Raw genomic sequence first — 17,959 nt, forward strand, 5'->3', positions numbered from 1 at the left:
TCTGCGTTGATTTTTTGTACTAAAACACGGTTATAACCCAAATGGGGCTTCGCCTCAATTGATTCAGGAGTTAATAGTGCTTGGTGAAATTGTACATAGAGCTAGTTCAATAGCCGCTTGCAACTTCTCCACTGCTACCCCGCCACCGTATCTGTCATAACTGATGGCACCATTGGTATGGCCTAGAATGGCTGCCGCGTACTGTAGCGGTACACCATGATCCTTTAACGCTGTTGCCACGGTATGCCGCAGGCTGTGGAAGTCTTTATCTACAGGACGATGACGGCTGAACCACTGGCCCCAGAGGTGGCTGTAACCATCTTGCCGATGGGGTAGTTCTGCAAACAACCGTCCCCCTGCCCTCTCCAGCACAAACTCGATAAAGCCCGCCGCAATCAGCGATGAATGGATCGGCACAAGGCGAGCACTGTTAGCCGTTTTGAGTTTCTGGTCTGGACGACCGCCCCGAATGTTCAAGCACCATACGCCATCCACCTGTTGTACATCGTCAGCGTACAACTGACAGATCTCATTGGCTCTCGCTCCCGTATACATACCGAGTAACGCTATCCACTTGCGGTAAACCTGCTGCTGCCCTGCCCACACGACGAACTGGCGGCGCTCTTCTGCGGTGTATCCACTTCGAGCATTGACCTCTTTCACCCGCTGCAACTTGAGCCCAGCGAAGTGATTCACGATGCCCTCGTGGTGATTGCCCAGCCAGACAAACAGCAGAGATAGCTTTTGGAGATACTTATTGATGGTCGTAGGACTCTTGCCTGAGTTCAGTAACTCGTCCTTGAACTTGACCACATCGGCCTTGCTGTATGCGGTGGGAGATCTATCCCCCAGCGTCTTGATGAAGTAACCGATGTAGTTCTTCTGATTGCTGAGTTCTTTGGGAGCCCAGGATAAGGCTTTCTCTTTCAGATAACGGTCACTCAGTTCTGAGAGTACAGGGGATGCAATGACAGAGGATCCCACAGGGGCTGACTGAGGGGCTGGATTGCTCGCAGATGATGTCTGTTGCGATAGCCGCTGAGGCTCCGGCAGGGAGTTTGGCTGGGGTTCTGGTTGGACAGACTCAGGTTTTACCCGAGAACGCGCACAGGCAAGCATCTTAGCCACCTGTTCACGAGCGACCAGCTTGTCCCGAGTACGGAGAGATTTCTTGATGTCTTTGCGGCGACCACAGGGGAGCACTGTCACCTTGCGGTAGTACCAGATACCTTGCGGAGAGAGCCAGAGATTCACTATGAAGACTCCTGATCCATCCACACAAAGTGGATTACCAAGAGGTCTGAAGGGGGCTATTAGCTGTAACTTATTGATTTTCAGAAACAGGTGGTGGCCCCACCAGCCACATCCCGGCACTCGAGTCCCCCGCCTTGGCTGCTACCTTCCGGTCCTGACCAGGTTGACGAGTTATCAATGCGAGAGGACCAATGGGACCACCGGCGAGGAGAATAGGCAAACTGGCCTGCCAATGCAATGGCTTTCTGCCAGGAGGCGAACCGTTCGCCTTATTTTTCAACAATCTGCCGAATGGATCAGCTAAACAGCATGAATTTGGCCCCCACCACCAGCATCAGCAGGGCGAACGCCTGCTTGAGCCGCTTGGGAGAGAGGCGATGGGCCAGCTTGGCGCCGACGCGGGCAAACTGGGTGCTGGTCAGCACTATACCAAGCAGGGCCGGCAGATAGATGTAGCCGACACTCCACTCTGGCAGATCGGCGTGACCCCAGCCGGCATAGAGGTAGCTCAGGCTGCCCGCCAGGGCGATGGGCATGCTGCAGGCGGCGGAGGCCGCCACGGCGTTGCGCATGGGCACCGAGTTCCAGCTGAGGTAAGGCACCGTCATGGAGCCACCCCCTATGCCAAACAGCGCCGAGAGCCAGCCGATGACGGTGCCCGCGATGCCGGTGCCGACCGGCCCAGGCATCTGGCGTTCCGCCTTGGGCTTGAGGTTCAGCCCCATCTGCAGGGCCATGGTCCAGGCGAAGCAGCCGATGATGATGTTGAGGGTGCTGGCGCTGAGCTGGCTGGCGGTCAGGCCACCGAGCCAGGCGCCGATGAACATGCCCGCCCCCAGGCGCCGGATCATCACCCAGTCGACGGCCCCCGCCTCCTGGTGTGCCCGCAGGGAACTGAAGCCGGTGAAGATCATGGTAGGCAGGGAGGTACCAAGCGCGAGGTGGGTAATGATCTCCGGGGCCACCCCCTGGGCATGAAAGCTGAGTACCAGCACAGGCACTATGATGAGCCCGCCGCCGATCCCGAACAGTCCCGCCAGCATGCCCGCGAAGGCCCCCAACACCAGATAACCCACAAACAGCATAAAAATTCCTTATATAGCTAAATGGCGGTCAAGTTGACCGCCATTGCCCATAAAAAAAGAGATGGCGTCATGCCATCTCTTTATTGTGCCGATTAATGCAGGGGAATGGTACCGTCCATCACCTTGTAGAAGGCCAGCACGGCGCAACCGAGCAGGGCCGCCGTCATCCCGCGCTCCAGCCGGTTGAGGCTGCGCAGGCCGTGGTGCTGGCGCGCCTTCCAGTAGATGAAGATGCCGGGGCTGTAGAGCAGCGCCACCAGCAGCAGGTACTCCACCCCGGCGGCATAGACCAGCCAGCAGCCATAGACGGTGGCCACCAGGGCCAGCAGCAGATCACGCTTGCGCTGATGGGGCTGGTGCTCGTAGGTGGTGCCCTGCAGCGCCAGCTTGAGACCATAGGCGCCGGAGAAGACGTAAGGCACCAGGGCCGCCGAGGTGGCGATGTTGACCAGCGCCAGATAGGTGCTGCTCTGGAAGTAGATGATGATGAGGAAGGCCTGCACCAGACAGGTGGAGCACCAGAGCGACACCTGGGGCGAGCCGTTCTTGTTCTCCTTGGCAAACCAGGCCGGGAAGACCCCTGTCTTGCCCGCTATATAGGGTACTTCTGCCGCCAGCACAGTCCAGCTCAGCAGGGCCCCCATCACCGAGATCACCAGGCCGATGTTGATGAGCCAGGCGCCCCAGGGGCCGACCACAGCTTCCAGTATCATGGCGGTGGAGGGATTCTTGAGGGCCGCCAGCTGCGGCTGGTTCATGACGCCGAGGGAGAACAGGGTCACCATGACGTAGAGCGCCAGGGCGCCGAGCAGCGCCAGTACGGTGGCACGGCCCACGTCCTTGCGATGACGGGCACGGGCGGAGACCACCACGGCCCCCTCTATGCCGATGAAGACCCAGAGCGTCACCTTCATGGTGGACTTGACCTGATCCATCACGGAACCCAGCTCGGTGTTGCCCTGCCCCCAGATGTCCAGGGTGAAGGTCTCCATGTTGAAGGCGAGCAGGACGGCGACGCAGAAGACGATGAGGGGCACCATCTTGGCGATGGTGGTGACTATGTTCACCAGGGCCGCCACCTGGATGCCGCGCAGCACCAGGGCGTGCACCGACCAGATGAGGAGGGAGGCGAGCGTGATGGCGACCGGGGTGTTGCCGTCGCCGAAGATGACGTTGTCCGGCGTGTCGAAGAAGTAGCTCAGGGCGCTGAACACCACTATGGCGTAGGAGACGTTGGCCAGCAGTTGGCAGAGCCAGTAGCCCCAGGCGGCGTTGAAACCGACGAAATCACCGAAACCGGCCTTGGCGTAACTGAAGATGCCCCCATCGAGATCCGGGCGACGCATGGAGAGGTTCTGGTAGACCAGGGCGAGGCAGATCATGCCTATCCCGGTGATGGCCCACCCCAGGGCGACGGCCCCGGCGCTGGCGTGCGCTGCGATGTTTTGTGGCAGACTGAAGACCCCGGCACCGACCATGGAGCCGATCACCAGCGAAATGAGGGCGCCGAGCCCTAGTTTCTTGTCCATCTCAAACCTGTTTTATTAAGCGGCGGCTGAGCATCCGTATTCATACAGCGCGCGACATGGGAGGGGCGATAAATCCGTACCCCGTGAAAAAGGCGGCAACTATATTGCATGACTATTCCGACCGCAATCCTTCGCAGTGCCAATCATGCACCGCCTTGACCGCGCGCAATTCTACAGCACTCACTCACCCGGCCTGTGAGCTGGTTCAAATTCAGAAAGACCCGTTGATCTTTCACGTTTTTCCATGATGTCAGCCCTGTTTTTCGAAGAAGCCCTGCATGCCCATGCAGCGGGCAGCCCTGGACGTCAGGCAGGTCTTTGGGTTTAAACGGCCATAAAAATGCCCCTGTGCCAGTGGCAAGGGGCATGGGCGGATCGCCGCCGGGGTTAGAGTCGCAGACCGCCGTCGAGGTCTATGATACGCCCGGACAGGTAGTCGTTGGCGAGGATGAATTGCACCGTCTGGGCCAGTTGCTCCCCCTGCCCCAGGGCGCCGACCGGAATGGCCTGCTGCATCCGGGCCATGGCCTCCGGCTTCATGGCCGCCGTCATGTCGGTGGCAAAGACACCGGGGGCTATGCCCATCACCCGGATGCCGTGGCGGGCCAGCTCCCGCCCCCAGGTCACCACCAGGGAGGCGACCCCCGCCTTGCTGGCGGCATAGTTGCTCTGGCCTATATTGCCGGCGCGAGCGATGGAGGAGATGTTGATGATGACGCCCCCCTGCCCCCCTTTCGCCATCAAGGCCGCCCCCTCGCGGCCGCAGAGGAAGGTGCCGGTGAGGTTGACGTCGATGACTGCCTGCCACTGGGCCAGGCTCATCTTCTCCACCAGCGCCCCCTCTTTGACTTTGATGAGCATGCCGTCCCGCAATATGCCGGCGCAGTTGACCAGGCCATGCAAGGCACCGAGCTGCTCCTCCATGGCGGCAAAGGTCGCCTCCACCTCGGGCTCGTCCGCCACGTTGCAGACGAACAGGGTGCAGCGACCATCCCGGCTGCGCACCTCGGCCTCGGTCACCTCCAGATCGGCGCGGTTGACGTCGACCAGGGCCAATATGGCCCCCTGACTGGCCAGACGCAGGGCGATGGCGCGGCCGAGCCCACGCCCGGCCCCGGTAATGGCAATGACTCTGTTATGAATGTCCATGAATGCTCCTGATGAGATGGCCGGTGACTGTCGAGTAAAAGACTATCGGGTAAAAAGGCGGATAGCGGCGCTTAACCCGGATCTGTCTTGTCCCGATAGAGCTCGAGGATGCTGGAGAAATCCTTGCTCTCCTGACCCTGGCTTGCGTGCAGGTTAAAGAGGTTGCGGGCCAGCGCCCCCATGGGCACGGCGCTGTGGGCGTGCTCGGCCAGCGCCATGGCGAGCCCCAGGTCTTTGACCATCAGCCGGGTCATGAAGCCCCCCTCATAGTTGCGGGACGCGGGGGCATTCTCCATCACCCCGGGCCAGGGGTTGTAGCGCTCCAGGCTCCAGTTGTTGCCCGAGCTCTTGCCCATGATGGTGGAGAGAACGCCCGGATCCAGCCCCTCCTTGACCCCGAGCGCCAGCGCCTCTGCGGTGCCCGCCATGTGGATGGCGAGCAGCATGTTGTTGCACATCTTGGCGATCTGCCCCGCCCCGAGCGCCCCGGCATGGAACAGGTTCTGCCCCATGCTGGCCAGGATGGGTTTGGCCGCCTCGAAATCGGCGCTCTCGCCACCGACGATAAAGGTGAGGGTGCCCGCCGCGGCGCCAGCGACCCCGCCGGAGACGGGGGCATCGAGAAAACGAATGCCTTGTGCCTTCGCCGCCCCCCCCACAGCGCGGGCCGAGGCCACGTCTATGGTGGAGCAGTCGATCACCAGGGCCCCCGCCGGCAAGGCCCCCAGCAGATCCTGGCCGCCCCCCTCAGACAGCCAGAGCCCGCGCACATGATCCCCGGCAGGCAGCATGCTGATGGCCAGATCGCAGCCGGTGACCGCCTCCCGGGCATCCCCGGCAACGATGCAACCGGCCTTGATCGCCCGCTCCAGGCTCTCGGGCACAAGATCAAAGACCTGCACTGCATGGCCCGCCCTGGCGAGGTTCGCGGCCATGGGTCCTCCCATGTTGCCGAGCCCGATAAATCCAATCCTTGTCATTCTTTGCTCCTTGCTCAGTTCGTTATCCGGCACCTCGGGGCGCGCCCTTGGCAGCGCTAGGCCAGGGGATTTGTCCCCTCGGGCCAGCGATAGAAATCGTCGAGCCACTTGGTGCCGGGCCGGGGCGGCTGCCAGCGGGGTGACTTGTCCTTGTCGATAAGCAGGGCCCGCACCCCTTCCACGAAATCCCCCTTGAGCACGCAGTTGACCGAGAGCGCCAGCTCGTCGGCAAACACCTCGGCCAGTGACTGGCGGCGCGCCGTCCAGTACTGGCGCCAGAGGATGGCGCGGCTGATGGGGCTGCCGGTGCGGCAGGTGTCGCGGGCCCGGGCCAGGTCGGGTTCGTCCAGCTCGGCCCTGTCCAACCTGTCCAGCACCCCTTGCAGGGTGCGTCCGGCCAGCAGGGCATGGATCCTGGCCTGATGGGGCAGGATCACGGGAGCCGGCAGCTGCTCGCCGGCCTCGGCGTGCAGCCCGCCCAGCAGCCTATCTATCTGCTCGCGCGGATCGCCCTGATCGGCCCAGTCGAGGGCCGCGAGGCGCGCCGGCAGCTCGGCCCGCTCACGGCTCGCCATGGCGTGATCCGCGAGCCCCAACCCCAGGGCGTCCGCCCCGTTGAAGCGGGCACCGGTCAGGCCAAGCCAGAGCCCGAGTCGCCCGGGCATGCGGCTCAAGAACCAGCTGGCCCCCACGTCCGGGTAGAGGCCGATCGTCACCTCCGGCATGGCGAACAGGCTCTTCTCGGTCACCACCCGAAAATCGGCCCCGGCGAAGAGACCGATGCCGCCGCCCATGCAGATGCCGTCCGCCACGCAGACGAGCGGCTTGCTGTAGCAGTGGATATGGTGATCTAGCCGGTACTCCTGCTCGAAGAAATCGCGGGCATAGCCGAACAGTGCCGACTCGCTCGCCTCCTGCTTGCGGTAATAAAACGAGCGGATGTCGCCACCGGCGCAAAACGCCTTCTCGCCGGCCCCCAGCAACAGCACGCAGACGATGGCAGGATCCTGCTCCCAGGCCGTGAGCGCCCCTTGCAGGCGCTGGATCATCGGCAGGCTCAGGGCGTTGAGGGAGGCGGGGCTGTCCAGGGTCAGGATGCCGATGAGGTGCCCGTCCGCCGTGGGATGGGTTGCCAGGCGCACGGGTTCAGTCATGGGACTCTCCCGTGCTCTTGTCATAACGCCAGCGCGGGGCACGCTTCTCGAGGAAGGCCGCCACTCCCTCGCGCTGGTTGGCATCGTCAAACAAGGCGAGGAACAGGCTGCGCTCCAGGGGCAGGGCCGCATCCCTGTGGCCGCTGCGCCCCTGATTGATGAGCTGCTTGCAGGCGCGCAGGGCACTGGGGCTCTGGCGCTCCACCCGCTGCGCCATCTGCTGCGCCGCCGTCCAGGCGTGCCCTTCGGTCACCACCTCCTCCACCAGCCCCATCTCGTAGGCCAGGGTGGCGCTCACCTTCTCGCCGCAGAGGATCATTCGTTTGGCCCAGCCCGGCCCCACCAGCTCGGTGAGACGCTGGGTGCCACCGGCGCAGGGCAGCAAGCCCACCGAGGCCTCAGGCAACCCCAGCAGCGCCTGCTGCTCGGCGATGCGAATGTCGCAGGCCAGCGCCACCTCGAGGCCCCCTCCCATGGCAAAGCCATTGATGGCGGCTATGCTCACCCCATGGAAGCGGGCCAGCGCCTCGAAGGCGCGACCGAAGGCCTCTGCCACTTCGCGGGCGTGCTCCACATTGCCGTCGGCAAACATCTTGAGATCGGCGCCGGCGCAGAAGAACTTGTCCCCCGCCCCGCGGATCACCAGGGCCACCACGTCGGGGCGGCTGTCGAGCTCCACCATCATCTGCAAGAAGGCCTGCAGGCTGGCCAGAGTCCAGGTGTTGGCAGGCGGGTGGTCGAGCGTGATGTAGGCCACGTGACCGTGATATTCGAGCCTGATCCTTGTCATTGCACTGTCCTTGTCATTAAACCTGCCGCCATGATGACAGGGTTGAATGGAGCCGAAATTCGGCTGGCTCACAAAGCCTGACGACGGCGCGGCGCCTGTCCGTCGCCCCCAGCAACAAGAGGCGGAGGACGCGCTGCCCCCCTACTCCAGCGACAGGCCGGGATCCCCCAGCAGACGGCGGGCGATGATGAGCCGCATCACTTCGTTCGTGCCTTCCAAAATGCGGTGCACCCGGGTGTCGCGCAGGTAGCGCTCGAGCGGATACTCGCGGATATAACCATAGCCACCAAAGAGTTGCAGGGCCTCATCGCAAACCCGATAACCCACATCTGTGGCGAAACGCTTGGCCATGGCGCACCAGGCGCTCTTGTCCGGGCTGCCGCTGTCGAGCTTGGCGGCAGCCTGGCGCACCAGCAGACGGGCGGCGGCCAGTTCGGTGGCCATGTCGGCGAGGCGGAACTGCACGCTCTGGAATTCGCTGATCGGGTGTCCAAATTGCTGGCGCTGCTGCACATGGGCCAGGGCGTCGTCCAGCGCCTGCTGGGCTGTACCCAGCGAGCAGCTGGCGATATTGATGCGCCCCCCATCCAGCGCCTGCATGGCGAACCTGAACCCTTCCCCCTCCTCCCCCAGCCTGTAGCGAGCGGGAATGCGCACGGCGCTGAAATTCACCTCCCGGGTCGGCTGGCTGTTCCAGCCCATCTTCTCCTCCGCCTTGCCATAGCTCACACCCGGCGTCTCGGCGGGCACCATAAAGGCAGATATCCCCTTGGCCCCCTCGCCCCCGGTGCGGGCCATCACCACCAGCACCTGGGTGCTGCCCGCCCCCGAGATGAAGACCTTGCTGCCGTCGATAAGGTAGTCATCGCCGTCCCGCACCGCACGGGTCTTGAGGGCAGCGGCGTCCGATCCCGCCCCCGCCTCGGTGAGGCAGTAAGAGCCCAGCAGCTCGCCGCTGGCCAGCCTCGGCACCCACTCTGCCGCCACCTCGGCCGGCAGCCAGCTGCCCAGCATCCAGCTCACCATGTTGTGTATGGTCAGGTAAGCCGTGGTGGAGGTGCAGCCCATGGCCAGGCGCTCGAAGATGAGGCTGGCGTCGAGTCGGCTCAAGCCCAGGCCGTCATATTGCTCCGGGGTGTAGAGGCCGCACAGCCCCAGCGCCGCCGCCTGCTTGATGGTGGGGATGGGGAATTCGTGCTCCCTGTCCCAGCGCGCGGCGTGGGGCTTGAGCGCCAGATCGGCGAAGGCGCCAGCCGACTCGACACAGGCCCGTTGGGATTCGGTCAGGGTAAAATCCATCTTGTTCGCTTCCTCGTTATCTCGATTACTTGTCGCAGATCCACCGTTCACCACAGGGGGATAGCCATGGTGGGCGTCGGTGGGAATACCGTAGCCCATCGGCCACACCTCACCGCAGGTGGATGGTCATGTTGGGTCCGGTCGGTATGTCCTCATCGAACCAGCGTTCCGTCACCGTCTTGGTCTCGGTGTAGAAGCGCACCGCCTGCTTGCCGTAGGCGTGCAGATCACCGTAGAAGGAGCCGCGCCAGCCGGTGAAGGAGAAGAAGGGCAGCGGCACCGGAATGGGCACGTTGATCCCCACCTGACCCACCGCCACCTCATGGCGGAACTTGCGGGCCGCGGCGCCGCAACCGGTGAAGATGGAGGTGCCGTTGCCATAGGGGTTGTCGTTGATGAGGGCGAGCGCCTCGTCCAGGCTCTCCACCTCCAGGCAGGCGAGCACGGGGCCAAAGATCTCCTCCTTATAGATGCGCATCTCGGGCGTCACGCCGCGAAACAGGGTCGGCCCCACCCAGTTGCCCACCGGGTAACCGGGCACGTCGCAAAAACGCCCGTCCAGCAGACACTGGGCCCCCTCGGCCATGCCTGCTTCAATCAGCCCCTCGACTCGTACCTTGGCTTCAGGGCTGATAAGGGGGCCATAGGCGGCCTCTGAATCGTGCCAGACACCCGGCTTGACCCTGGCAAACTCGGCGGCGAGATCCGGGATCCAGTCGCGGGCGCTGCCCACGAAGACCGCCACGCTGATGGCCATGCAGCGCTGACCGGCGGCGCCCACCCCGGCCCCCACCAGGTTGCTCAGCACCTGCGCCTTGTTGGCGTCCGGCATGATCACCATGTGATTTTTGGCACCGACGAAGCACTGGGCGCGCTTGAGGTGTTCGGTGGCGGTGCGATAGACGTGAGCCCCGACCCGGGCCGAGCCCACGAAGCTCACCGCCTTCACGTCCGGGTGGGCGAGCAGCGCATCCACCTGATCGGCGCCCCCGTGCACCACGCTGAGGATGCCCGCTGGCGCCCCCGCCTCGGTGAACAGCTCGGCCAGCCGCATGGGGGTCAGGGGATCCTGCTCGGAAGGTTTGAGCACGAAGCCGTTGCCGCAGGCCACCGCCAGGGGGAACATCCAGAGCGGTATCATGGCCGGGAAGTTGAACGGCGTGATGCCGACGCAGACCCCCAGCGGCTGCACCCAGGAGTGGCCATCCACCCGGCGCGCCACGTTGCCCATGGTTTCCCCCATGGTCTGACTGGCGACGCCGCAGGCCTGCTCCACCACCTCGATGCCGCGCCACACATCTCCCCTGGCGTCCGCCAGATTCTTGCCCGTCTCCTGGGCCAGCAGGGTCGCCAGCTCGTCGTGATGGGCTTTGAGCAGATGCTGGTAGTTGAACATGACCCGGGCCCGCTCGGGGGCCGGCACCTCCCGCCACATCAGGTAGGCGTCGTGAGCGCGGCGCACCGCAAGCTCCACCTCGGCCGGGGTGGCTCTCGGCACCCGCGCCAGCAGACTCTGATCCGCCGGGTTAGTCACCTCGATCCAGGCTTCGCTCGCGGAAGGGTACGCCTCGCCGCCAATATAGAGCGGCAGATCCCCGTACTGGGTATGGTGTTGGCTCATGCCGCACTCTCCTTGGCTGTCCGGTGGCTGGCACTGTGCCAGAGCCTCTCAGGCAGGCCGGCAGACCGGATGCACTCGCTGATCATCTTGCTCACTCCTTGCGTTTGCCCGCTCGGGGCTATGCCCCTTGCAGTCGGCACTCAACGAATTTACCTTAGACTAACAATTCATTTACGTTTACGCTAACGTAAACTTAAATCAAGAATGGACTGACCAGTTTCCCTCCGTTTCGAGAGCGCGAGACAGGTGAGCACCAGAGACCAAGGAGAGCAAGGATGCATGCCCTGATGGATGAAACCCTCCGCGCCCTGACCGAGCAGGTCGAGGCCTTCTGCCAGAAAATGATAGCCCCGCGCGCCGCCGAGATTGACCAGAGCAACGCCTTCCCCCGCGACCTCTGGCCCTTGATGGGTGAGCTCGGGCTGCACGGCATTACGGTGGCGGAAGAGTATGAGGGGGTGGATCTGGGTTATCTCGCCCATGTGCTGGTGATGGAGCAGGTGAGCCGTGCCAGCGCCTCGGTCGGCCTCTCCTACGGCGCCCACTCCAACCTCTGCATCAACCAGATCCACCGCCACGGCACCCCTGATCAGAAGGCCCGCTACCTGCCCGATCTGGTCAGTGGCAAGCACGTGGGGGCGCTCGCCATGAGCGAGCCGGGGGCCGGTTCCGACGTGGTCAGCATGCGGCTCACCGCGGTGCGCGAGAATGATCACTATGTGCTGAACGGCAACAAGATGTGGATCACCAACGGCCCGGATGCGGACACCTTCGTCATCTATGCCAAGACGGATGCCAATGCCGGGGCCAAGGGGATCTCCGCCTTTATCGTCGAAGCGGGCACCCCGGGGTTCACCACGGCCCAGAAGCTCGACAAGCTCGGCATGCGCGGCTCCAGCACCTGCGAGCTGGTGTTCGACAACTGCCCCGTGCCGGCAGAGAACCTGCTAGGCGCCCTGCACGGCGGGGCCCGGGTACTGATGAGCGGGCTGGATTACGAGCGGGTGGTGCTGGCCGCCGGCCCCCTTGGCATCATGCAGGCCTGCATGGACGTGGTGCTCCCCTATGTGCGCGAACGCAAGCAGTTCGGCCAGGCCATCGGCGATTTCCAGCTGGTGCAGGGCAAGCTGGCGGACATGCATACCCGGCTCGCCAGCAGTCGCGCCCTGGTCTATTCGGTGGCGAGCGATTGCGATCTGGGCCATACCAGCCGCAAGGATTGCGCCGCCGCCATCCTCTTTGCCGCCGAGAATGCCACCCAGATGGCGCTCGATGCCATCCAGTTGCTCGGCGGTAATGGCTATATCAACGAATACCCCACAGGCCGCCTGCTGCGGGACGCCAAGCTCTACGAGATAGGGGCCGGCACCTCGGAGATCCGCCGCTGGCTCATCGGCCGCGAGCTGATGGGAGATAACGCATGATGCTTCTCCCTTTGTCACCTGCCATCGACAACAACAACCAGATGGGAGAGAACCCATGAGCCAGATCCACTCCCGCCTGGATACAACGAGCGCCGACTTTGCCGCCAATCGGGAGGCCATGCAGGCCCTGGTGGCCGATCTCAACGCCCGCCTCGCCGAGATAGCCCAGGGTGGCGGCGCGGCCAACAACGCCCGCCATCAGGGCCGTGGCAAGCTGCTGCCCCGCGAGCGCATCAATCAGTTGCTGGACCCGGGCTCCCCCTTCCTCGAGCTCTCGGCTCTGGCTGCCTGGCAGGTCTATGAGGAACCCGTGCCCGCCGCCGGCATCATCACCGGGCTCGGCCAGATTGCGGGCCGGCTCTGCCTGCTGGTGGTGAACGACGCCACCGTCAAGGGGGGCACCTACTACCCGCTCACGGTGAAAAAGCACCTGCGGGCCCAAGCCATCGCCGAGCGGCTGCGCCTCCCCTGCCTCTATCTGGTGGATTCCGGCGGCGCCTTCCTCCCCATGCAGGACGAGGTGTTCCCCGACCGGGAGCATTTTGGCCGCATCTTCTACAACCAGGCCCGCATGTCGGCCCAGAATATCCCCCAGCTCGCCGTGGTGATGGGGCTGTGCACCGCAGGGGGCGCCTATGTGCCCGCCATGGCGGATGAGTCCATCATGGTCAGGGAACAGGCCACCATCTTCCTGGCGGGCCCGCCCCTGGTCAAAGCCGCTACCGGCGAGGAGATCAGCGCCGAAGCCCTGGGGGGGGCCCTGGTGCACTGCGCCCACTCCGGGGTGGCCGACCACCTGGCCGAAGACGATGCTCATGCCCTGGCCATAGCCCGCACCCTGGTTGGCAATCTTGGAGATCCCACCTCGCAATCGAGAGATTTTCCGGTGTTGGGCTTCGCAAGCTCAGCACCAAGCTACGATGAGCCCCTCTACCCCATAGAGGAGCTCTACGGCCTGGTGGGTACCAGCCTCAAGCGCCCCTATGACGCCTGGGAGCTCATCGCCCGCCTGGTGGATGGGTCCGTGTTCGACGAATTTAAGGCCCTGTTTGGCACCACGCTCGTCACCGGGTTCTCCCGCATTCAGGGTATGCCGGTGGGGATACTCGCCAACAACGGCGTGCTCCACAGCGACAGTGCCCAGAAAGGCGCCCACTTTATCCAGCTCTGCAATAGGCGCGCCATTCCCCTGCTGTTTTTGCAGAACATCACCGGCTTTATGGTGGGAAGCCAAGCCGAGCGGGAGGGGATCGCCAAGCACGGCGCCAAGCTGGTCACCGCCGTGGCCTGCAGCAGGGTGCCCAAGATCACGCTCATCGTCGGGGGCAGCTTTGGCGCCGGCAACTACGGCATGTGCGGCCGCGCCTATGAGCCCGATTTTCTGTTCAGCTGGCCCAACAGTCGCATCTCCGTCATGGGGGGCGAGCAAGCTGCCAACGTGCTGGTGCAGGTGCGCCGGGACAAGCTGGCGGCCGACGGCAAGACTCTGGGGGAGCAGGAGGCGGACGCCATCCGCGCCCCCGTCATCGCGCAATATGAACGCCAGGGGCACCCCTACTACGCCAGCGCAAGGCTATGGGATGACGGCGTCATCGATCCCGCCCAAAGCCGCACCGTGCTGGCCCTGGCGCTGGCCGCCTGCCAGGGGGCTAAGCCCGGGCCCGAGCAATACGGCATCTTCAGGATGTAAGGAGTTCGACATGTCCGATCCATTGTGCAATGACCCCCTGGCTGGCTGTCGGCTTGAGCGCCACGGTCCGCTGGTTGAGCTGGTGCTGGCGCGCCCCGCCCGCCACAACGCCCTCGATGCCGATCTGATGCAGGAGCTGCTCGATTGCCTGGATGATCTGGCCCATCGCCACGGCCAGCCACTGGCCGAACGCCCCCATGTCCTGCTGCTGCGGGCAGAGGGCAGGCACTTTTGCGCCGGTGCCGATCTCAACTGGATGCGCAATCAGCTCAATGGCGACTTCGATCCCAGCTCGTTTGAAAAAAACCGGGAGGATGCCCGGGTGCTGGCCAGGCTGATGCAAGCCCTGGACGAGCTGCCCTTCCCCACCGTGGCCCTTGTGCAGGGGGCAGCCTATGGCGGAGCGCTCGGCCTGCTTTGTGCCTGTGACATAGTGCTGGCCAGCGACGACGCTCGCTTCTGCCTCTCAGAAGTGAGCCTGGGGCTGGTGCCTGCGGTGATCAGCCCCTATGTGGTGCGCTCCATGGGGATGCGCCAGGCCCGCCGCTACATGCTGAGCGCCGAGCCCTTCGATGCCATCACCGCCTGCCGCCTCAACGTGGCACACCGGCTCTGTGCGCCGGAGAAGCTGCTCTCTGAGGGACGGGCTTTAGGCATGCGTCTGTGCCGCAACGGCCCCCAGGCGATGAAGGAGACCAAGCGGCTACTGGCTGCCATCGAGCACCAGCCCGGCCATCAACACGAAGAGATAACTGTCGAGACCATAGCCCGGGTGCGGGTCGGACTCGAAGCCCAGGAGGGGATGCAGGCCTTCTTCGACAAGCGCCCCCCCAACTGGCGCCCCCGTTTCAAGGATGAGACATGACTCAATACCGGCCCATCAAGCGCCCTCTTGTCGCCAACCGCGGCGAGGATAACCGGGGAGCGGATCAACACCTTGCCCCCCTCGATCTCTTCATGAACGAGTGTGCCTTTATTCACCAGGAGCAGACATGACAGATCAGGCTCCCATCAAGCGCCTGCTGATTGCCAATAGAGGCGAGATAGCCGTGCGCATCATCCAGACCGCCCGCCGCCTCGGCATCCACACCATAGCCCTCTACTCGGACGCCGACGCCCGCGCCATGCATGTACGGGAAGCCGACGAGGCCTGGCACCTGGGGCCTGCCCCCGCGCGGGAGAGCTACCTCGATGCCGCCAAGGTGCTGAAGATTGCCCGCGAGGCCGGGGCCGATGCCGTGCACCCCGGCTACGGTTTTCTGTCGGAGAACAGCGACTTTGCCAGCGCCTGTGCGCAACAGGGACTGCGCTTTATCGGCCCGAGCGGCGCCGCCATCCTCGCCATGGGGGACAAATCCGGCGCCAAGGCGTTGATGCAGGCAGCCGGCGTTCCCGTGCTGCCCGGCTATCACGGCGCGGATCAGACGCCGGCCCTGTTGCGTGATCAGGCGCACCAGGTCGGCTTTCCCCTCCTTATCAAGGCCGCCAGCGGTGGCGGCGGCAAGGGGATGCGCCGGGTCGAGCAGATAGACGAGTTTGACGCAGCCCTCGCGGCGGTGAAACGGGAAGCCCTGGCCGCCTTCGGGGATGACAATGTGCTGCTCGAGCGCTATCTCGCCCGCGCCCGTCACGTGGAGGTGCAGGTCTTCGCCGATACCCTCGGCAACGCCATCTACCTGGGGGACAGGGACTGCTCCTTGCAGCGCCGCCACCAGAAGGTAATCGAAGAGGCCCCCGCCCCCAACATAGCCCCGGCGCTGCGCCGCGCCATGGGTGAGGCGGCGGTCGCCGCCGCCAGGGCCATCGACTATGTGGGGGCCGGTACCATCGAATTTCTGCTGTGCGGGGAGGCGTTCTTCTTCATGGAGATGAACACCCGGCTGCAGGTGGAGCACCCTGTCACCGAGGCCGTCACAGGCCAGGATCTGGTTGCCTGGCAGCTGGCGGTCGCCGAGGGCAAGCCCCTGCCGCTCACTCAAGAGGAAGTGGTGCTGCGCGGCCATGCCGTGGAGGCGCGCCTCTACGCCGAGGACGTAGGCGCAGGCTTCTTGCCCGCCAGCGGCCCCATCCATTGGCTGCGCTGGCCACAGGGGGTACGCATCGACACCGGGGTCGCCGCGGGCGATGAGGTGAGCCCCTATTACGATCCCATGATCGCCAAGCTGGTCGCCCACGGCCAGAGCCGCGCCGAGGCCTTTGCCAGGCTGGCCGATGCCCTGGCGGCCCTGAGTCTCGGCCCCCTGGTGCACAACGGCCCGCTGCTGCTTCGCCTGTGTGAGGAGCCGGACGTGCTGGCCATGGCGCACCACACCCAGTGGCCCATTCCCACCGAGCCGCTGGCCATACCGACACTCGCCTGGCCGCTGGCCACCCTCTGGCTCGCCAGTCGCACCGGTCCCTCCCCCTGGCAGCAAGCCCCCGGTTTTCGGCTGGGCGAGAGCCGCAGCCTGACGGCGGCGGTGCGGATCGGCGAGGAGGCCCGGGTGCTGACCCTGGCCGAGCGCGCCGGTCGGCTCACCTGGCAGGGGGAAACCTACCCCTATGAGCTGGGCACTGATCATATCCGCCTGCAGCGGGCGGGCCGCTGGGTGCGCAGCCCCGTCACCCCGGTGGCAGAGGCCGCCTTAGTGCTGCAACTGGATGGCAGGCGCATTCCCTTCGCCGCCCATGATCAACACCATAGGCCACACCATGATCACGAAACGGCCCAGGGCGCCCTGGCCCCCATGCACGGCATTGTGGTGGCGCTGCTGGTCGAGGTCGGGCAATCCGTCAGCAAGGGGCAACCCCTGCTGGTGCTGGAGGCGATGAAGATGGAACATGTCTTGAAAGCAGACAAGGAGGGGGTGATCACCGCCCTCTGCTGCCGCCAGGGGGAGCAGGTGAGTCAGGGCGCCGTCCTGGTGCACTTTGCCGACCCGAGCGCAGAGAAGGCTCAGGGAGGTGCGGCATGAGCAAGGAGCATGGCACGCCCGTCGACAGGGTCAGCCTGGTGGAGGTGGGACCCCGGGATGGGCTGCAGAACGAACCCCACCTGTTGTCGCTGGCGCAGCGGCTTCTGCTTATCAACCGCCTCGCCGAGAGCGGCCTGCAACGGATCGAGGTGGGGGCCTTCGTCTCCCCGAAGCGAGTGCCGCAGATGGCAGACTCCGCCGAACTTTTTGAGGCCCTGCCCCGCAAGGGAGCGACCCGTTACGGCGCCCTGGTGCCCAATTTGCAGGGTCTGCAGGCCGCGATCCAGGCCAGGGTCGACGAGATTGGCCTCTTCACCGCCTGCTCAGACGGCTTCACCCGCGCCAACATCGGCATCGGCGTCGAAGAGTCACTGATCCGCTTCGCCCCGCTGGTGGCGGAGGCGCGCCGCCTCGGCATCAAGGTGCGAGGTTACCTTTCCACCGTCATCGCCTGCCCCTATGACGGCCCGACCCGCCCGAAACGGGTCGCCGCCCTGGCCGAGCGGCTGCTGGATCTCGGCTGTCACGAGATCTCCCTGGGCGACACCATAGGGATAGGCACCCCGGGCACTGTGGTACCCATGCTGGATGCGGTGCTGCACGAAGTCCCGGCCGGCCGGCTCGCGGTGCACTTTCACGATACCTATGGCCAGGGGCTCGCCAACCTGCTGCCGGCGCTCGAGCGCGGCATCCGCACCATAGACTGCTCGGTGGCGGGGCTGGGTGGCTGCCCCTATGCCCCCGGGGCCTCCGGCAACGTCGCCTCGGAAGAGGTGGTTTACCTGCTGCACGGCCTTGGCATGAGCACCGGAGTGAACCTCGACAAGCTGGCCGCCACCGGCCAGTGGGTGAGCGAGCAGCTCGGCCGCCCCAACGGCTCCCGGGTCGGGCAGGCGCTCCATGCCAGGGCCAGACAGCAGCAGCCAGGACTCGATGAGATAGCACAAGGAGAGTGCCATGACCCCTGAAAACGCCCCCGCCAGGGAGAAGAGCGGCAGCATGTCGTCATGTCAGGAGGTTAACCCATGCA

15 protein-coding genes and 1 other RNA gene are annotated in these 17,959 nt (G+C 64.6%); 6 read left to right on the forward strand and 10 right to left on the reverse strand.

Going from position 1 to position 17,959, the window contains the following annotated elements; translation table 11 throughout:
- Window positions 1–63: 63 nt before the first annotated feature.
- From Aeroheme_RS11435 to Aeroheme_RS11480, 10 genes are all read right to left on the reverse strand, one after another.
- On the reverse strand, window positions 64–1,254 hold the full coding sequence (locus tag Aeroheme_RS11435) for a tyrosine-type recombinase/integrase (RefSeq protein ID WP_411165872.1): 1,191 nt from the start codon (window positions 1,252–1,254) through the stop codon (window positions 64–66).
- A 97-nt stretch (window positions 1,255–1,351) separates the two neighbouring features.
- An RNA gene (gene ffs / locus Aeroheme_RS11440) (signal recognition particle sRNA small type) lies at window positions 1,352–1,448 on the reverse strand.
- 102 nt (window positions 1,449–1,550) lie between these two features.
- The gene (locus Aeroheme_RS11445) at window positions 1,551–2,339 is read right to left on the reverse strand and encodes a sulfite exporter TauE/SafE family protein (protein ID WP_111912060.1); all 789 of its coding nucleotides are present in this window, start codon (window positions 2,337–2,339) and stop codon (window positions 1,551–1,553) included.
- Window positions 2,340–2,431: 92 nt separating this feature from the next.
- Window positions 2,432–3,868, reverse strand: coding sequence for an arginine-ornithine antiporter (gene arcD, locus Aeroheme_RS11450; RefSeq protein WP_042650365.1), 1,437 nt, complete (start codon window positions 3,866–3,868; stop codon window positions 2,432–2,434).
- Between the two features lie 387 nt (window positions 3,869–4,255).
- Entirely contained in the window at window positions 4,256–5,017 is a 762-nt protein-coding gene (locus Aeroheme_RS11455; RefSeq protein ID WP_411165873.1) for an SDR family oxidoreductase, read from the reverse strand.
- A 71-nt stretch (window positions 5,018–5,088) separates the two neighbouring features.
- On the reverse strand, window positions 5,089–5,997 hold the full coding sequence (gene mmsB, locus Aeroheme_RS11460; protein ID WP_411165874.1) for a 3-hydroxyisobutyrate dehydrogenase: 909 nt from the start codon (window positions 5,995–5,997) through the stop codon (window positions 5,089–5,091).
- Window positions 5,998–6,053: 56 nt separating this feature from the next.
- Window positions 6,054–7,151: an enoyl-CoA hydratase/isomerase family protein gene (locus Aeroheme_RS11465; RefSeq protein WP_411165875.1), complete on the reverse strand. Its 1,098-nt coding sequence runs from the start codon at window positions 7,149–7,151 to the stop codon at window positions 6,054–6,056.
- Window positions 7,144–7,941: an enoyl-CoA hydratase gene (locus Aeroheme_RS11470; RefSeq protein ID WP_290070920.1), complete on the reverse strand. Its 798-nt coding sequence runs from the start codon at window positions 7,939–7,941 to the stop codon at window positions 7,144–7,146. The genes Aeroheme_RS11465 and Aeroheme_RS11470 overlap by 8 nt, the downstream gene beginning before the upstream one ends.
- Before the next feature lie 141 nt (window positions 7,942–8,082).
- On the reverse strand, window positions 8,083–9,240 hold the full coding sequence (locus tag Aeroheme_RS11475) for an acyl-CoA dehydrogenase family protein (RefSeq protein WP_234570594.1): 1,158 nt from the start codon (window positions 9,238–9,240) through the stop codon (window positions 8,083–8,085).
- Window positions 9,241–9,349: 109 nt separating this feature from the next.
- Entirely contained in the window at window positions 9,350–10,861 is a 1,512-nt protein-coding gene (locus Aeroheme_RS11480) for a CoA-acylating methylmalonate-semialdehyde dehydrogenase (protein WP_411165876.1), read from the reverse strand.
- Between the two features lie 275 nt (window positions 10,862–11,136).
- Between Aeroheme_RS11480 and Aeroheme_RS11485 the strand changes: the two genes are divergently transcribed.
- Genes Aeroheme_RS11485 through Aeroheme_RS11510 form a run of 6 tightly spaced genes read left to right on the forward strand, consistent with a single transcriptional unit; the run spans window position 11,137 to window position 17,897 of the window.
- A complete protein-coding gene (locus tag Aeroheme_RS11485; protein ID WP_411165877.1) occupies window positions 11,137–12,285 on the forward strand; it encodes an isovaleryl-CoA dehydrogenase in 1,149 nt (382 codons plus the stop codon).
- Window positions 12,286–12,340: 55 nt separating this feature from the next.
- Window positions 12,341–13,975, forward strand: a complete 1,635-nt coding sequence (locus Aeroheme_RS11490; protein ID WP_411165878.1) for a carboxyl transferase domain-containing protein — start codon at window positions 12,341–12,343, stop codon at window positions 13,973–13,975.
- Between the two features lie 10 nt (window positions 13,976–13,985).
- On the forward strand, window positions 13,986–14,840 hold the full coding sequence (locus Aeroheme_RS11495; protein WP_411165879.1) for an enoyl-CoA hydratase-related protein: 855 nt from the start codon (window positions 13,986–13,988) through the stop codon (window positions 14,838–14,840).
- Window positions 14,837–14,971 carry a hypothetical protein gene (locus tag Aeroheme_RS11500; RefSeq protein ID WP_275426690.1) on the forward strand — a complete coding sequence of 45 codons (135 nt, stop codon included), beginning with the start codon at window positions 14,837–14,839 and terminating at the stop codon, window positions 14,969–14,971. Before Aeroheme_RS11495 ends, Aeroheme_RS11500 begins: the two co-directional genes overlap by 4 nt.
- Window positions 14,968–16,929: a biotin carboxylase N-terminal domain-containing protein gene (locus Aeroheme_RS11505; protein ID WP_411165880.1), complete on the forward strand. Its 1,962-nt coding sequence runs from the start codon at window positions 14,968–14,970 to the stop codon at window positions 16,927–16,929. Before Aeroheme_RS11500 ends, Aeroheme_RS11505 begins: the two co-directional genes overlap by 4 nt.
- Window positions 16,926–17,897: a hydroxymethylglutaryl-CoA lyase gene (locus Aeroheme_RS11510; protein ID WP_411165881.1), complete on the forward strand. Its 972-nt coding sequence runs from the start codon at window positions 16,926–16,928 to the stop codon at window positions 17,895–17,897. Before Aeroheme_RS11505 ends, Aeroheme_RS11510 begins: the two co-directional genes overlap by 4 nt.
- Window positions 17,898–17,959 lie beyond the last annotated feature (62 nt).

The sequence above is a fragment of the Aeromonas sp. DSM 116730 genome, assembly GCF_046581335.1.
Taxonomy (GTDB): Bacteria; Pseudomonadota; Gammaproteobacteria; order Enterobacterales; family Aeromonadaceae; genus Aeromonas; species Aeromonas rivipollensis.

Bases quoted from the DNA above. Each gene is read 5' to 3' on its own strand.
- Aeroheme_RS11445 (WP_111912060.1), bottom strand. From the start codon at position 2,339: ATGCTGTTTGTGGGTTATCTGGTGTTGGGGGCCTTCGCGGGCATGCTG.
- arcD (WP_042650365.1), bottom strand. From the start codon at position 3,868: ATGGACAAGAAACTAGGGCTCGGCGCCCTCATTTCGCTGGTGATCGGC.
- Aeroheme_RS11455 (WP_411165873.1), bottom strand. From the start codon at position 5,017: ATGGACATTCATAACAGAGTCATTGCCATTACCGGGGCCGGGCGTGGG.
- mmsB (WP_411165874.1), bottom strand. From the start codon at position 5,997: ATGACAAGGATTGGATTTATCGGGCTCGGCAACATGGGAGGACCCATG.
- Aeroheme_RS11465 (WP_411165875.1), bottom strand. From the start codon at position 7,151: ATGACTGAACCCGTGCGCCTGGCAACCCATCCCACGGCGGACGGGCAC.
- Aeroheme_RS11470 (WP_290070920.1), bottom strand. From the start codon at position 7,941: ATGACAAGGATCAGGCTCGAATATCACGGTCACGTGGCCTACATCACG.
- Aeroheme_RS11475 (WP_234570594.1), bottom strand. From the start codon at position 9,240: ATGGATTTTACCCTGACCGAATCCCAACGGGCCTGTGTCGAGTCGGCT.
- Aeroheme_RS11480 (WP_411165876.1), bottom strand. From the start codon at position 10,861: ATGAGCCAACACCATACCCAGTACGGGGATCTGCCGCTCTATATTGGC.
- Aeroheme_RS11485 (WP_411165877.1), top strand. From the start codon at position 11,137: ATGCATGCCCTGATGGATGAAACCCTCCGCGCCCTGACCGAGCAGGTC.
- Aeroheme_RS11490 (WP_411165878.1), top strand. From the start codon at position 12,341: ATGAGCCAGATCCACTCCCGCCTGGATACAACGAGCGCCGACTTTGCC.
- Aeroheme_RS11495 (WP_411165879.1), top strand. From the start codon at position 13,986: ATGTCCGATCCATTGTGCAATGACCCCCTGGCTGGCTGTCGGCTTGAG.
- Aeroheme_RS11500 (WP_275426690.1), top strand. From the start codon at position 14,837: ATGACTCAATACCGGCCCATCAAGCGCCCTCTTGTCGCCAACCGCGGC.
- Aeroheme_RS11505 (WP_411165880.1), top strand. From the start codon at position 14,968: ATGACAGATCAGGCTCCCATCAAGCGCCTGCTGATTGCCAATAGAGGC.
- Aeroheme_RS11510 (WP_411165881.1), top strand. From the start codon at position 16,926: ATGAGCAAGGAGCATGGCACGCCCGTCGACAGGGTCAGCCTGGTGGAG.